The following is a 14459-nucleotide window of genomic DNA, read 5'->3' as shown; positions in this document are numbered from 1 at the left end:
AAACCTTGGCGGGAGGACAGGGCGAGGGGGCTGAACTCTCTCGCGTTCAGCCTCTCCTAAGGCGTCGCATCGTACGATTGCGGAAGACCTGACCGCTGAAGCCGCCGAGGGGCCTCGCGGGCGCTTCCGGTGGCGACGGTGCGACAATCGGCGCAGGGGGTTGGGGGCGCCCCGGCGGGTTGGTGTAACATCGGCGTCGGGCCGGTCGGGCGGCCGGTCTTTGAGGGGGATGGTTTGGCCGACGACGGGGGCTGGCCGATCGGGACGGGCGAGGCGCGAACGCGCGCCGCGCTCGACGAGCTGCGCGCCGTCCTGGGCGCGCTCGAGGCGCGCTTCGACGCCGCGGCCGCCGCCCTGCCGCTCGAAACCGCCGCGGAGCTGATCCGGACGCTCGACGTCCTGGCCCGGCGGATGGCGGAGCATGAGTCCGCCGCCCACGCGCGGGCGGCCGAACTCGCGGCCACGGTAAGCCAGCTCACCCGGAAGCTCGAAAGCCAGTCTGCGGCCCAGGCGGCGCGGGAGCATGCCGTGTCGGGGCGGCTGGACCTGATGCTGGACGAGTTCGGCCGCGCCCGGGAGGCCGAGGCCGGGTCATGGCGACAGGATCCGGGCGTCCTTCGCGCGGTGCTGGTGGTTGCGAGCGCGCTGGCGGCGCTGAGCGTCGTCGGCGCCGGCGTGCTGACCGCCACCCGGCCCGAACTGTTGCCGCAGGTCGCGGCCGCGCTGACCGAGTCCCTCCCGTTCCGCCCGAGCCTCAGGCCCGCGCCGTCGGGCCCGGCCGCGACGGCGCGGAAGGCGCAGGGGCCATCGCCGCTGCCGGCCTCGGTCCCGTCGGGAGACACCTACGCCGCCGTCGCCGAAGCCCTGGCGCGCGGGGACGCGATGGCGCTGCCGCGCCTGACGGGGCTCGCCCAGGCCGGCGACGCCCAGGCGCAGCTACATCTCGCGGCGCTCTACGAGACCGGCGGCGCCGGCCTGCCGCAGGACATGGCGGCGGCGCGCGCGTGGACCGTCCGGGCCGCCGAGCGCGGCGACCGGATGGCCATGCACAACCTCGGGCTCTTCCTGACGCAGGGCGACGGCGGGATGCGCGACTACGCCGCCGCCGCAGGCTGGTTCCGTCGCGCCGCCGAACAGGGCGTCGTGGACTCCCAATACAATCTCGGCCTCCTCTACGAGGCCGGACGGGGCGTGGAGAAGAACCTGCGCGAGGCCTACCGGTGGTACGCGATCGCGGCCAACGCGGGCGACGTGGCTGCGCGCGAGAAGCAGGTCGAGATCGAGGGCCGCCTGACCGCAGGAGAACGCGCCGGGCTCGACCGGGATGTCGGGGCGTTTCAGCCCGGCGCACCGATGCTCGACACCGCCGACGTCATCGCGCCGGCCACTACGATCGCGGAGACCCAGGCGCTGCTCGCGCGGCAGGGCTACTATGTGGGCCCGCTCGACGGGGCGGCCTCACCGGCCTTCCGGCAGGCCTCGGCGGCATATCTGCGCGATCACCCCCGACGCTAGTGTCCCTATTCCGAAGTTCGCAAGCGTGTGAGGCGGACTCGGTCGACCTTCGGAATCGATAAGGACACTAGAGAAGTATTTGTTTCTAGGGTACTTTTTGGATCTGAAGTTCGCTCTGCGCTCCGACCCAGAAGCGGGCGAACCTCAGATCCAACACACTAGCCGTTCGGCTGCACCAGGATCTTCACGTGCGCTTCGGGATCGCCGAGGTCGGTGAACGCCTGTGCGACGCCATCCAGTCCGACCTTGCCGGTCACGAGGCCCGAGACGTCGATGATCCCGTCGGCGAGCTGGTTCAGGGTGAGCGCGAACTCCTCGGGCGTGTAGCCGAACACGAAGGTGAGCTCGATCTCCTTGGTGATGGCGATGGAGGGCTCGATCTTGTCGCTCTCCATGCAGACGCCGGCCACGACGATCTGCGAGCCGGCCGGAGCCGCCTCGATCAGCGCCTGGAGCACGCCGGGCGCGCCGACGCATTCGAACACCACCGGCTGGGCGATGGCGTTGCCCATCATCTGCATCATCGACTGCGCGGCCCGCGCCCGCGGCACGCCCAGCGTTTCCCAGCGCTCGTGAGGGTTCTCGACAGCGGGGTCGATCACGACGTCGGCGCCCAGCTTTTCGGCGGCGGCGCGGCGGCGGGGCGAGAAGTCGGCGGCGATCACCGGTCCGTGGCCCTTGGCCTTGAGGGCCGCGATGACCGCCAGCCCGACCGGGCCGCAGCCGACCACCAGCGACACCGATTTCGGCTCGAGCCGCGCCTTGGCCACGGCGTGCGCGCCCACCGCGAACGGCTCGGTCAGCGCGGCCTTGTCGGTCGGCAGGCCGTTGGGCACGGGCAGCACCATGGCCTCGGTCAGCAGCATCTGCTCGGCGAAACCGCCCGGCAGGCGGTTGGAGAAGCCCAGCGCCTCGACGCCGCCGTCGTGCATCGTAACCGGGACGCTCACGACCCGGGTTCCGGCCTTGAGCGCCTTGGTCGACCCGGGCCCGTGGTCGAGGATCTCTGCGCAGAACTCATGTCCGAAGACCGTGTCGGCGGTGGGATCGAAGCCGCCGTCCATGGCGCCGCCAGCGCGCCGCGAGAGGTCGATCATGTGCTCCATGTAGTGGAGCGCGTGCAGGTCCGACCCGCAGATCCCGCAGGCCAGCGTCTTCACCAGCACCTGGCCCGCGGCCGGCGTCAGCTCCGCGATCTCGTCGCACACCAGCCGCTTGTCGCGCCGGATAACTGCCCTCATGAGTTCATCCCCTCGAGTCTCGTCGTTCTTGTACGCGTCGGTTCTATCCCCTAACCCTCGCGCCTCGGAATCACCAGGAACGGGATCGCCTATGACCCTCGCATTCCTCTTCCCCGGCCAGGGCAGCCAGGCCGTCGGCATGGGCCAGGAACTGGCCGAGGCGTTCGGCGCGGCGCGCGAGGTCTTCCAGGAAGTGGACGAGGCGCTGGGCCAGAAGCTCTCCGCGCTGATGAGGGACGGGCCCGAGGAGCAGCTCACCCTGACCGAGAACGCCCAGCCCGCGTTGATGGCCGTGTCGGTCGCGGTGATGCGGGCGCTGGAGAAGGAGTTCGGCGTCCCGGTCGAAAAGGCCGCCTTCGTCGCCGGCCACAGCCTCGGCGAGTACTCCGCCCTGGCCGCCGCGGGCGCGATCAGCCTCTCCGACACCGCCCGCCTCCTGAAGCGCCGCGGCCAGGCCATGCAGCGGGCCGTGCCGGTGGGGCAGGGTGCGATGGCCTCGCTGATCGGGCCCAAGACCGATATCGCGCTCGCGGAAGAGGCCGCCAGGGCGGGCTCCGAAGTCGGCGTCTGCGTCGTGGCCAACGACAACAATCAAGGCAATGTGGTGATCTCCGGCGACAAGGCCGCGGTCGACCGCGCCATCGAGAAGGCCAAGGAACTGGGCGCGCGGGCGATCCCGCTCAACGTGTCGGCGCCCTTCCACTGCCCGCTGATGCAACCCGCCGCCGACGAGATGGCCGAGGCGCTGGCCGCGGCGACGATCGTCGCGCCGCGCGCCCCGCTGGTGGCCAACGTCGTCGCCCGCCCGACGAACGACCCCGAGGCGATCCGCCGGATGCTGGTCGAGCAGGTCACCGGCCGCGTCCGCTGGCGCGAGACCGTCACCTGGATGGCCGGAAACGGCGTCACGCGCTTCGCCGAGGCCGGCGCCGGCAAGGTGCTGTCGGGCATGGCCAAACGGATCGCGCCGGACGCCGAAGCCGTGCCGCTGAACACGCCCGCCGACCTCGACGCCTTCGCGGGGAGCCTCTGATGTTCGACCTCACCGGCAAGACCGCCCTTGTCACCGGAGCGACCGGCGGCATCGGCGCCGAGATCGCCAGGACCCTGCACGCGCAGGGCGCGCATGTGGTGCTGAGCGGCACGCGCGAAGCCGTCCTGCAGGACCTGGCCGCGAGCCTGAACGCGCGCGTCTCGGTGGCGGCGGCGAATCTCTCGGATCCCGCCGCCGTCGACGGCCTGATGGAAGCGGCCGAGGGCGCCGCCGGGGCGCCGGTCGACATCGTCGTGGCCAACGCGGGCATCACCCGCGACGGCCTGCTCATGCGGATGAAGGACGAGGACTGGGAGACGGTCCTCAAGGTCAATCTCGAGAGCTATTTCCGCCTCGCCCGCTCGGCCATGCGCGGGATGATGAAGCGCCGCCACGGGCGCATCATCGGCATCACCTCGGTCGTGGGCGTGATGGGCAACCCCGGCCAGGCCAACTACGCCGCCTCCAAGGCCGGAATGATCGGATTCTCCAAGGCTCTGGCGCAGGAAGTCGCGACCCGCGGCATCACCGTCAACTGCGTGGCGCCGGGCTTCATCGCGAGCCCCATGACCGACGCGCTCAACGAACAGCAGAAGGCGGCCATCCTGGGCACGATTCCGGCCGGCCGGCTGGGCGCGGGGGGTGACGTCGCGGCAGCGGTCGCCTATCTCGCCTCCGACGAGGCCGGGTACGTCACCGGCCAGACCCTGCACGTCAACGGCGGCATGGTCATGATCTGACTATCGCCTTGCCGGTGGAACATGCTACGCGCCACCCGGATTTGATCACCAAGGCGGCGGTTGACTTCGACCTCACCGTCGCCGATGCAAGACCTGACTAACCCCTGAGGGACTTAAGCGAATGTCCGACGTTCTTGAACGCGTCCGTAAGATTGTGATCGAGCACCTCGATGCCGATCCGGAGAAGGTGACCGAGAAGGCCAGCTTCATCGACGACCTGGGCGCCGACAGCCTGGACAACGTCGAACTCGTGATGGCCTTCGAGGAAGAGTTCGATATCGAGATCCCCGACGACGCCGCCGAGCACATCCAGACGGTCGGCGACGCCGTGAAGTTCATCCAGGAGCGTCTGGGCGGTTAAGGCCGCAACTTCACGTATCGGATCAAGAGCCGCCGCGTCCCTGGGCAATCAGCGCCCGATGGCGCGGCGGCTTCGTTTTGAGGGTTCGCCATGCGTCGAGTCGTCGTCACCGGCATCGGTCTCCTGACCCCCCTGGGCCAGGGCGTCGAGCACACCTGGAAGAAGCTGCTGGCCGGTGAGTCCGGCGCGGGCCGCATCACCGCCTTCGATATCTCGGACTATGCCTGCCAGGTGGCCTGCGAGGTGCCGCGGCTCGACGGGCGCGGCGGCGGCGGACCCGACGTGGCGGGCAGCTTCGACCCCGACCAGACGATGTCGGCCAAGGACCGCCGGCGCGTCGACGACTTCATCCTCTATGGCGTCGCCGCCGCCGACGAGGCGGTGAAGGATTCGGGCTGGGTCCCGCAGACGGACGAAGACCGGGAGCGCACCGGCGTCATGATCGGCTCGGGCATCGGCGGCCTCGGCACCATCGCCGAGACGGCCATCGAGCTGCACGAGAAGGGCCCGCGCCGGGTCAGCCCGTTCTTCATCCCCTCGTCCCTGATCAACCTGGTGTCGGGCCAGGTCTCGATCCGCCACGGCTTCAAGGGCCCGAACCACGCGGTCGTGACCGCCTGCGCCACGGGCGCGCACGCCATCGGCGACGCGGCGCGGCTGATCATGTTCGGCGACGCCGACGTGATGGTCGCCGGCGGGGCCGAGGCCAGCGTCGTGCCCGTGGGCATCGCCGGCTTCATCGCCTGCCGCGCCATGTCGACCGGCTTCAACGACGAGCCGACCCGGGCCAGCCGGCCCTACGACAAGGACCGCGACGGGTTCGTGATGGGCGAGGGCGCCGGCATCCTGGTCCTGGAGGAGCTGGAGCACGCCAGGGCGCGCGGGGCCAAGATCTACGCCGAGGTCATCGGCTACGGCCTGGCGGGCGACGCCTATCACATCACGGCGCCTGCCGAAGACGGCGACGGCGGCTTCCGCGCCATGAAGGCGGCGATCAGGAACGCCGGCATCCAGGCCAGCGACATCGACTACATCAACGCCCACGGCACCTCGACGCCGCTGGGCGACGAGATCGAGCTGGGCGCGGTCGAGCGACTGCTGGGCGACGCGGCGGGCAAGGCGACGATGAGTTCGACCAAGTCGGCCACGGGCCACCTGCTGGGCGCAGCCGGCGCGATCGAGGCGGCGTTCACGGTGCTGGCGATCCGCGACCAGATCGCCCCGCCGACGATCAACCTGGACAACCCCTCCGTCGAGACCGCCATCGATCTGGTCCCGCACAGGGCCAAGCCGATGGAGATCAACGTGGCGCTGTCGAACAGCTTCGGCTTCGGCGGCACCAACGCCTCGGTGATCTTCAAGAAGTACGCGTGACGAAACGCCGGCTCTCCCGTCGCGCCGCGGCCGGAGGCGGCCTGATCGCGCTGGGGCTGGCGATTCTGGTCGGGCTGGCCGGCTTCTGGAGCTACGGGGGGCCCGGCCCGCAGGCGAAGAGCGGCGAGGTCACGGCCGTCGTGCTGGAGCGCGGCTCCGGCGTGCGCCAGATCGCCGACACGCTTCAGAAGGCCGGCGTCATCTCCTCGGCGGGGCTCTTCGCGATCGCGGCGCGGCTGACGGGCGCGGCCGGCGACCTGAAGGCCGGCGAGTACGAGGTGAAGTCCGGGGCCTCGATGGCCGCGGTGCTCGGCGACATCCGCGCCGGCCGCGTCGTACGCCGGCTGGTCACCATTCCCGAGGGCTGGACCAGCGGCATGGCGCTGGACGCCATCAACGCCTATCCCGTGCTGACCGGGACGGCCGTCGAGCCGCCCGAAGGCTCGCTCCTGCCCGACAGCTACGAGGTGCAGCGCGGCGAGGATCGGGAGGCGGTGATCGGGCGCATGCGGGCCGCCCGCGACAGGGTGCTGGCCGAACTCTGGGCCGCCCGCCAGCCGGGCCTGCCGATCTCGACGCCCGAAGAGGCGGTGATCCTGGCCTCCATCGTCGAGAAGGAGACGGGCGTAGCGTCGGAGCGCCCGCGCGTCGCGGCCATCTTCGTCAACCGCCTGCGCTCCGGCATGGCCCTGCAGAGCGACCCCACGATCATCTACGGGATCACCCGAGGGCGCCCCCTGGGCCGTGGCATCCGCGCCTCGGAGCTGGCTGCGAACAGCCCGTGGAACAGCTACAGGATGACTGGGCTTCCGCCTGGGCCGATCGCAAACCCGGGCCGCGAGTCGCTGGCGGCGGTGCTGAACCCGCCCAGGACCGACGAACTCTACTTCGTCGCCGACGGCACGGGCGGCCACGCCTTCGCCACGACCTACGCCGAGCACGAGAAGAACGTCGCCCGCTGGCGCCGGATCGAACGCGAGCGCGCCGCCGGCGCCGGAGGCAGCCGGTGACGGACCGCGGCGTGTCAGGTCGGGAGCGCGCGCCGGCGGAGCGCGGCGCCGACACCGCTGAAGCCCAGGATCATGAGCGCCCAGGCGCCCGGCTCGGGCACGCCCTCGGCGACGCGGAAGGACATCGACGTGAGATCGTGGCCCGCCGCCTGGCCGGGGCCGATGAAGAAGCCGAAGAACTGGTTCGCGCCCAGGGTCACCGTGCCGTTGAACGCGAGGTTGTCCGGCGTGGTGTTGGGCGTGCCGATCACCGAGCTCATCACGTTCGACTGGAGACGCGCGACGGTGACGCCGTTGTTCAGCGTCTCGGCGCCGTCGAACAGGGCCTTGATGCGATAGGTTCCCGCCTGCGGCGCGTTGAAGAACACCGCGATGCCGAAGTCGCCGGGATCCACCACCAGGGCGCCGGCCGGCACGGTCACGATCGAGCCATCGTCGACCTCGATGGCGCCGGGCGTGGCGGCGCCGGGCTTGAAGACGCCTGCGTCGCCCGTGCCTTGCAGACAGGTGATGTCGTAGGGACAGGTGTCGGCGGTCATGAGCGTCGGATTCTGGCCGATCGCGCCGCTGAAGGCCGTGTAGCGGAACGGGGCCGTTGGATTGGTCCCGTTGAACAGGTCGAACGCGTTCCAGCTCGCGGCCAGGGCCGACGCCGGACAAATGACAGCGGCCGCGATGGTCGCGGCGACAAACTTGCGAAGCACGATCTGGGTCCCCCCCTGCGACCGTCCCCGAACGGTCGGGTGCGAGCAGAACAGGAATTCCGCTTTTCGCAAACTGTGTTCTCTCAGGAGAAGAGCGCCGATTCACCTGCGGGCGAGTTACGTCGTTATCCGAACGATGCCCGGGGCGGTCTGAAGCGCGCGGTCCGAGCCCTTGAGACGACTGAACTCCTGTCGGGATCGGGCGTCGCGACCGGCGGCGCTGCACGGATGGAGGCGCTCTGATGCCGATCTCGGGGATGACGGGGTTCGGACGCGCCGAGGGCGCGTCGGGCGCATGGAGCTGGTCGGCGGAAGCGCGCAGCGTCAACGGCCGGAACCTGGAGACGCGGTTTCGCGGACCGCCTGGGTTCGAGGGCCTGGAGCGGGCGGCGAGGGAAGGGGCGCAGGCGCGCTTCCAGCGCGGTCAGCTCACCGTCGGCGTACAGGCGAAGCGCGCCGAGGGCGCGGTGATCGTGCGGATAAACACCGGGCAACTGGAGCGCTATCTGGCGCTGGGCGCGCCGCTGGTGGCCGCGGGCAAGGTGACGCCGCCGGCGTGGGACGGCCTCCTGGCCCTTCGCGGCGTGGTGGAGGCGGACGACGCGGGGCTCGATCCCGAGGCGCAGGCCGAGCTGGAGGCCGCCATCGGCGCGTCGGTGGCCGCGGCGCTGGACGGGCTGCTGGCGGCGCGCCGCGAGGAGGGTGCGGCGCTTCTCCCCGTGCTCACCGGCCAGGTGGACCGGATGGCGGCGCTGACGGCTCAGGCGCGGGAGCTGGCGGCCGGCCAGCCCGCCGCCATCAAGGCCCGCTTCGAGGCGCGGTTGAAGGAACTGGCCGGCGAGGCCGCCACCGAGGAGCGGATCGTGCAGGAAGCCGCCGCGCTGGCCGTGAAGGCCGACGTGCGCGAGGAACTGGACCGTCTGGGCGGGCACGTCGAGGCGGCGCGCGGGCTGATCGGCGCCGACGCGGCGGTGGGGCGGCGGCTGGACTTCCTGACGCAGGAGTTCATGCGCGAGGCCAACACGCTGTGCTCGAAGTCGGCGTCGGGCGCCTTGACCGCCGTCGGCCTGGACCTCAAAGCCGTGATCGAGCAGTTCCGCGAGCAGGTGCAGAATGTGGAGTAAGGCGCGGGCATGACCGACGATCTGAAGCCGTGGGAGACGACGCGGCGAGGCATGCTGCTGCTGGTGTCGAGCCCGGCGGGAGCGGGGAAGACCTCGCTGACGCGCACGCTGGTGGCCGACCACGACAGCCTGATCCTCTCGATCTCGGCCACGACCCGCGATCCGCGGCCGGGGGAGGAGGAGGCGCGCGAGTACTACTTCAGGACCCGCGACGAGTTCGAGGCGATGATCGCCGCGGGCGAGCTGCTCGAGTACGCCACCGTCAACGGCAACTACTACGGCACGCCGCGCGAGCCGGTGGAGACCGCGCTGGAAGCGGGCCATGACGTGATCTTCGACATCGACTGGCAGGGCGCCGCTCAAATCGCCGACAAGGCCCCGGACGACGCCGTGAGCGTCTTCATCCTGCCGCCCGCCTGGGGCGACCTGGAGCGCCGGCTGCGGGCCCGCGCGCAGGACTCGGAGGCGATCATGGAGGCGCGCCTGCGGCTCGGCCAGGAAGAGGTCCAGCACTGGCACCTCTACGACTACGTCATCGTCAACCAGAACTTCGATCGTGCCTACGCCGACCTGGGCCACATCTACCGCGCGGAGCGGATCAAGCCGCAGCGCAACACCTGGCTGCCGGGCTTCGTGGAGCGGCTGCTGGCGGAAGCCTCGGGCGAGACCTCGCCCCACGACCCCCAGGGCGCCCCGCCGCGCACGACGATGATGCTGCCGGTGCAGAAGTAGGCGCTGGGCAAGGGGCGGCTTCTGATGCGTGGAGCGACCGCCTTCGGTCGTCTACGCAGCCTGAGCCGTGCATGGTCCGCATCTGGCGCGAAGCGGACCCCGAGCCTCGGGCGTGCGCGCGGCGCGATCGCTATGCCCCTCGCATGAATATGGCGGTGAACGTCAGCGTGTCGATGATGCCGTGCAGCAGGATTAGCGGCCACAGGTTGCGCTTGAACAGGAGGAACATCGTGCCGAACGCCAGGCCGATCCCACAGGTCACGACCGCGCCTCGCCATCCCTGATAGTAGAAATGGCCGTAGCCGAAGATCAGCGCAGAAACGGCGACGGCGAAAACCGACCCGAGCCAGCCGTCCGGGAACACCAGTCGCAGCCGGGTCACGAGGTAGCCGCGAAAGAACATCTCCTCTCCAAAGGCGGCCGCCGTCCAGACGATGCCAAGCCAGAGGAGATAGTGGGGCAAGCTGCCGGCCACCTCGCCCCAGCGATCATCGACGCCTGACGACGCCTCGGCCAGGAACGCAAGCCCGAGCGCGGGACCGACAATCGTCGTCAGCGCGACGACGATGGCGAACGCGACCAGCGTCAGGCCCGCCTTGGGAAGCACCATCAGCCTGGCCTTCCATCCCTTCAGCGGAACCAGGCCCATCGTCGACCATCGCAGCCCGACGGCCCGCATATACAGGGTCAACAATCCAAGCGTCAGCAGCAGCGACACGGGGCCGGCATAGCGCCAAAAGAGCAGGCTCAAGAGGTACTTGGACAACAGCGCGAAGCAGACGAACGTCGAAAGCTCCGCGGCGACGGTCCATCGAGAATGGCCAGAGATCTGCGTGCCCCCAGGGTCTTGAGATGGCGGTTCGAGTCGACGCTGTCAAAGGCTGTACGGGCGCCAATGTCCACGGTTCGTTGTCGTCGGCCGGAGGGACGGCTTTCCGCGCGCGTACCAGCGCGGCATGGTCAAGCCTTCGGGCGTTGCAGGAGAGACCACCATGGACGAGACGGCGAAGGGCGCGCGGGAGGGCGGCTGCCGCTGCGGGCAGGTGCGGTTCCGGGTGACGGAGGCGCCGCTGCTGACGATGGCGTGCCACTGCAAGGGCTGCCAGCAGATGACGGGCAGCGCGTTCTCGCTCTCGACGATGCATCCGACCGCGGGCTTCGAGGTGACGGTCGGCGAGCCGGTGGTCGGCGGTCTGCACGGGCCGAACCGACACCTGCACTGTCCCCACTGCATGAGCTGGGTGTTCACGCGGCCCGATGGGGCGGACTGGCTGGTGAACGTGCGCGCGACGATGTTCGACGACGCGCGCGACTTCGTCCCGTTCGTCGAGATGTTCACCGACGAGAGGCTGCCGTGGGCGAAGACGCCGGCGAAGCGGAGCTATCCGCGGTTCCCGGACCTGGCGGACTACCAGGGGCTGGTGAGCGAGTTCCAGGCCGAGCGGGGAGGAGCTTAGGCGGCCTTGCGCTTCGGCGACGCGGCCTTGCGGAGCGGCGGGGGCGCCAGGGGGCGGCCGGGCGCGCAGACGACCAGCGTGCGGTACGCCCACTGGGGGAGACAGAACCGGCGAAGGTCGGGGTGGGCGGGCACGGGGGACTATCCTTAAGCGATCATTGACGTCGTCTGATGCAACTACGGATGGAGTGGGGGCTCGGCTGCGTTTCGGGGGTGAGGATGCGGCGGCGCGGCGTGGTTCTGGGGCTCGTGGGGCTTTCGGCGTGTTCGCCGGCCGATGCGCCGCCGGCAGAGGCGCGGGCGTCGCCCGAGGCGGCCGAGCGGGTGGTGCGCGACTACTACCACGCAGTGGAGGCCGGCCGCATGAGCGAGGCGGCCGCGTTGCGCGAAGACGGCGGCGTCGAGGACGTGGCGCCGTTCCTGTCGCTGCTGACGGAGGTGGCGCGGCCGCGGCCGGCGACCGGCGACGAGCCGGGCTGGACCTATGTGCGCGTGCCGGTGGCGCAGACGGGGCGGTTCGTGACCGGCGGCGACTACCGCGCCGCAGGGACCGTCACGCTGCGGCGGACGGACCGGCCGGGCGCGAGCGCCGCGCAGCGGCGCTGGCGCATCCACCGGATCGTCGTGCGGGCCTCGTCTAGTGGCGGACCACCCACTGGCTGACGTAGGCGTGCGTGGCGCGGGCGAGCTTCGGCGGGCCCGAGAAGTAGAACTCGCTGCCGAACATGACGCGGCGTTCGCGCCAGGAGATCTGGCCGGTGTCCTCGGCCTGCAGGACCGATCTCAGCTTCGCGCTCATGCCGCTGGGCACGAAGGCGACGTAGGTGGCGTCCGGCATGCTGCACTCCACTGAACCTGTGCCCCGGGGGCAAGGGAGCCTGAGTCCTTGCGAGGGCCAAGCGTGGCCGGAGGTCGCGGCTGGACAAGCTGTGGAGGAGTGCGCGAGGTGAAGGTCTGACAGCGGGCGGAGACGACGGCATGCGGTTGACGGGTCTGGTCCTGGCGTTGGCGCTGGTCGCGTCGCCCGCGGCGTCGCAAGGGGTGGCCGAATGGAAGGGCCAGGCCGCCCGGGTCAGCATCGTGCGCGACGACTGGGGCATCGCCCACGTCCGCGGCAAGACCGACGCCGACGCCGTGTTCGGGATGGCCTATGCGCAGGCGGAAGACGACTTCAACCGCATCGAGACCAACTACCTGGTGAACCTGGGCCGGCTGGCCGAAGCCGAGGGGCAGGGGGCGATCTGGCAGGACCTGCGCCAGCGGCTCTATGTCGACCCGGCCGACCTGCAGGCGAGGTACGCGGCGAGCCCGGCGTGGCTGAAGGCGCTGATGGACGGCTGGGCGGCGGGGCTCAACCACTACCTGGCCACCCATCCGCAGACGAGGCCGCGGGCGATCGCGCGTTTCGAGCCGTGGATGGCGCTCAGCTTCACCGAGGGCAGCATCGGGGGCGACATCGAGCGGATCTCGCTGCCCGCGCTGGAGGCCTTCTATGGCGGTGCGCGGAGCGCCTACCTGCCCCGTGAAGCGGCGGGGGAGGCAGGGGCGCCGACGGGGTCGAACGGGATCGCCATCGGGCCACAGATCACGAAGGACGGCCATGCGCTGCTGCTGATCAACCCGCACACCAGCTTCTTCTTCCGCTCGGAGCTGCAGATGACGAGCGAGGATGGCCTGAACGCCTACGGCGCGGTGACCTGGGGGCAGTTCTTCATCTACCAGGGCTTCAACGCCCACGCCGGCTGGATGCACACCTCGAGCGGCGTCGACGTGGTGGACGAGTTCGCCGAGACGATCATCCGCACGCCCGACACGCTGATGTACCGCTACGGAAAGGAGGCGCGGCCGGTTCGGACGGCCCGCGTGACGATCCGCTACCGGCTGCCGGACGGGGCCATGGGCAGCCGCGAGTTCACGACCTACCGCACCCATCACGGCCCGATCGTGCGCGCCGACGGCGACCGCTGGATCGCGTTCGCGATGATGTACAAGCCGGTGGAGGCCCTGACGCAGTCCTACCTGCGCACCAAGGCTACCGACCTCGATGGGTTCCTGAAGGTGGCGGAGGCTGCGAAGGCCAACTCGTCGAACAACACCCTCTTCGCCGACGACAAGGGGACGGTAGCCTACCTGCACCCGCAGTTCATCCCGACGCGGAACGACCGGTTCGACTTCACCCGGCCGGTGGACGGCGCGGACCCGGCGACGGACTGGGGGCCGCTGCATGCGTTCGCAGAGCGGCCCAACGTGGTGCGGCCCAGGGGCGGCTGGGTCTTCAATGTCAACGACGCGCCGTACGAGGCGGCGGGGACCGAGAGCCCGAAGGCGGCGGCGTTCCCGAAGTACATGGACGCGGCCGGGCGCAATGCGCGCACCGAGCACGCGATCCGCGTGCTCGACGGCAAGCGCGGGTTCACGCGTGAAGGGCTGTTGAGGGCGGCGTTCGATCCGGACCTGCCGGCGTTCGACGTGCTGATCCCGGCGCTGGTCTCGGCCTGGGACGAGCGGCCGGCGGGCGACCCGATGAAGACGCGGCTGGCGGAGCAGGTGGCGGCGCTGAAGGCCTGGGACCGGCGCTGGTCGGCGGGGTCGACGGAAACGTCGCTGGCGGTGTTCTGGGCCGAGGCGCTGGCGGCGAAGACTCCGCCGGGACGACCTGGAAACTGGGCGCTGCTGAAGGCCATGGCGGCGCGCACGCCGGCCGAGCGGCTGGCGGCGCTGGCCGAGGCGTCGGACCGGCTGACGGCGGACTTCGGGACCTGGAAGACGCCCTGGGGCCAGATCAACCGGTTCCAGCGGCTGACCGGCGACATCGTGCAGACCTTCCGCGACGACGGCCCTTCGATCGCCGTGCCGTTCACCTCGGCCGGCTGGGGCTCGCTGGCCGCGTTCGAGGCCCGGCGCTACCCGGGGACGAAGCGCTACTATGGGACCAGGGGCAACAGCTTCGTTTCGGTGGTCGAGTTCGGGCCGAAGGTGCGGGCGCTGGCGGTGACGGCGGGCGGCGAGAGCGGCGACCCTGCGAGCCCCCACTTCAACGACCAGGCCGAGCGCTATGCGAGCGGGAGCCTGCGCGAGGTCTATTTCCATCCCGAGCAGTTGGCGGGCCACACCGAGCGGACGTACCGGCCGGGCGAGTAGGGCGCTCGACCGGCCATCGGGTCGCGGC

Annotated in this window: 16 protein-coding genes; 11 read left to right on the top strand and 5 right to left on the bottom strand. The window is 70.6% G+C overall.

The genetic code is table 11. From position 1 onward, the window contains the following. Positions 1-234 precede the first annotated feature (234 nt). Positions 235-1515, top strand: a complete 1281-nt coding sequence (locus tag JNL41_RS03505) for a hypothetical protein (RefSeq protein ID WP_293472886.1) — start codon at positions 235-237, stop codon at positions 1513-1515. Between the two features lie 158 nt (positions 1516-1673). Here the strand turns inward: JNL41_RS03505 and JNL41_RS03500 are convergent, their stop codons facing one another. Then, positions 1674-2756 (bottom strand): zinc-binding dehydrogenase, encoded by a 1083-nt coding sequence (locus JNL41_RS03500; protein WP_293472885.1) that lies wholly within the window; start codon positions 2754-2756, stop codon positions 1674-1676. Between the two features lie 91 nt (positions 2757-2847). Between JNL41_RS03500 and fabD the strand changes: the two genes are divergently transcribed. The 5 genes from fabD to mltG all read left to right on the top strand — a co-directional run bounded on the left by fabD (position 2848) and on the right by mltG (position 7274). Then, positions 2848-3789 carry an ACP S-malonyltransferase gene (gene fabD / locus JNL41_RS03495; protein WP_293472884.1) on the top strand — a complete coding sequence of 314 codons (942 nt, stop codon included), beginning with the start codon at positions 2848-2850 and terminating at the stop codon, positions 3787-3789. Next, positions 3789-4529, top strand: a complete 741-nt coding sequence (gene fabG / locus JNL41_RS03490; protein WP_293472883.1) for a 3-oxoacyl-[acyl-carrier-protein] reductase — start codon at positions 3789-3791, stop codon at positions 4527-4529. The genes fabD and fabG overlap by 1 nt, the downstream gene beginning before the upstream one ends. A 121-nt stretch (positions 4530-4650) precedes the next feature. Further along, complete coding sequence (locus JNL41_RS03485; protein ID WP_068877152.1) at positions 4651-4890, top strand: acyl carrier protein; 240 nt, start codon at positions 4651-4653, stop codon at positions 4888-4890. Positions 4891-4980: 90 nt separating this feature from the next. After that, the gene (gene fabF, locus JNL41_RS03480) at positions 4981-6264 is read left to right on the top strand and encodes a beta-ketoacyl-ACP synthase II (protein ID WP_293472882.1); all 1284 of its coding nucleotides are present in this window, start codon (positions 4981-4983) and stop codon (positions 6262-6264) included. Next, positions 6261-7274 carry an endolytic transglycosylase MltG gene (gene mltG / locus JNL41_RS03475; RefSeq protein WP_293472881.1) on the top strand — a complete coding sequence of 338 codons (1014 nt, stop codon included), beginning with the start codon at positions 6261-6263 and terminating at the stop codon, positions 7272-7274. Before fabF ends, mltG begins: the two co-directional genes overlap by 4 nt. Positions 7275-7288: 14 nt before the next feature. On the opposite strand, the gene JNL41_RS03470 is transcribed toward mltG, so the two are convergent. Continuing rightward, positions 7289-7978, bottom strand: coding sequence for a PEPxxWA-CTERM sorting domain-containing protein (locus JNL41_RS03470; RefSeq protein WP_293472880.1), 690 nt, complete (start codon positions 7976-7978; stop codon positions 7289-7291). Between the two features lie 242 nt (positions 7979-8220). On the opposite strand from JNL41_RS03470, the gene JNL41_RS03465 reads away from it, so the two are divergent. After that, the gene (locus tag JNL41_RS03465; RefSeq protein ID WP_293472879.1) at positions 8221-9102 is read left to right on the top strand and encodes a YicC/YloC family endoribonuclease; all 882 of its coding nucleotides are present in this window, start codon (positions 8221-8223) and stop codon (positions 9100-9102) included. A gap of 9 nt (positions 9103-9111) precedes the next feature. Next, complete coding sequence (gene gmk / locus JNL41_RS03460) at positions 9112-9834, top strand: guanylate kinase (protein WP_293472878.1); 723 nt, start codon at positions 9112-9114, stop codon at positions 9832-9834. A 130-nt stretch (positions 9835-9964) separates the two neighbouring features. On the opposite strand, the gene JNL41_RS03455 is transcribed toward gmk, so the two are convergent. Continuing rightward, positions 9965-10600 (bottom strand): CPBP family intramembrane glutamic endopeptidase, encoded by a 636-nt coding sequence (locus JNL41_RS03455; RefSeq protein ID WP_293472877.1) that lies wholly within the window; start codon positions 10598-10600, stop codon positions 9965-9967. 226 nt (positions 10601-10826) lie between these two features. Between JNL41_RS03455 and JNL41_RS03450 the strand changes: the two genes are divergently transcribed. Continuing rightward, positions 10827-11291 (top strand): GFA family protein, encoded by a 465-nt coding sequence (locus JNL41_RS03450; protein ID WP_293472876.1) that lies wholly within the window; start codon positions 10827-10829, stop codon positions 11289-11291. Here the strand turns inward: JNL41_RS03450 and JNL41_RS03445 are convergent. Continuing rightward, positions 11288-11425: a hypothetical protein gene (locus tag JNL41_RS03445; RefSeq protein WP_293472875.1), complete on the bottom strand. Its 138-nt coding sequence runs from the start codon at positions 11423-11425 to the stop codon at positions 11288-11290. The two genes, JNL41_RS03450 and JNL41_RS03445, sit on opposite strands and share 4 nt — an antisense overlap. Positions 11426-11509: 84 nt before the next feature. Between JNL41_RS03445 and JNL41_RS03440 the strand changes: the two genes are divergently transcribed. Next, positions 11510-11953 carry a hypothetical protein gene (locus JNL41_RS03440; RefSeq protein WP_293472874.1) on the top strand — a complete coding sequence of 148 codons (444 nt, stop codon included), beginning with the start codon at positions 11510-11512 and terminating at the stop codon, positions 11951-11953. On the opposite strand, the gene JNL41_RS03435 is transcribed toward JNL41_RS03440, so the two are convergent. Continuing rightward, a complete protein-coding gene (locus JNL41_RS03435) occupies positions 11928-12128 on the bottom strand; it encodes a hypothetical protein (protein ID WP_293472873.1) in 201 nt (66 codons plus the stop codon). The genes JNL41_RS03440 and JNL41_RS03435 overlap by 26 nt on opposite strands. Before the next feature lie 140 nt (positions 12129-12268). On the opposite strand from JNL41_RS03435, the gene JNL41_RS03430 reads away from it, so the two are divergent. Then, complete coding sequence (locus JNL41_RS03430) at positions 12269-14431, top strand: penicillin acylase family protein (RefSeq protein ID WP_293472872.1); 2163 nt, start codon at positions 12269-12271, stop codon at positions 14429-14431. Positions 14432-14459: the final 28 nt, after the last annotated feature.

Source organism: Phenylobacterium sp. (genome assembly GCF_016793285.1).
Lineage (GTDB): Bacteria > Pseudomonadota > Alphaproteobacteria > Caulobacterales > Caulobacteraceae > Phenylobacterium.
This window is presented reverse-complemented; position numbering and strand designations above follow the sequence as displayed.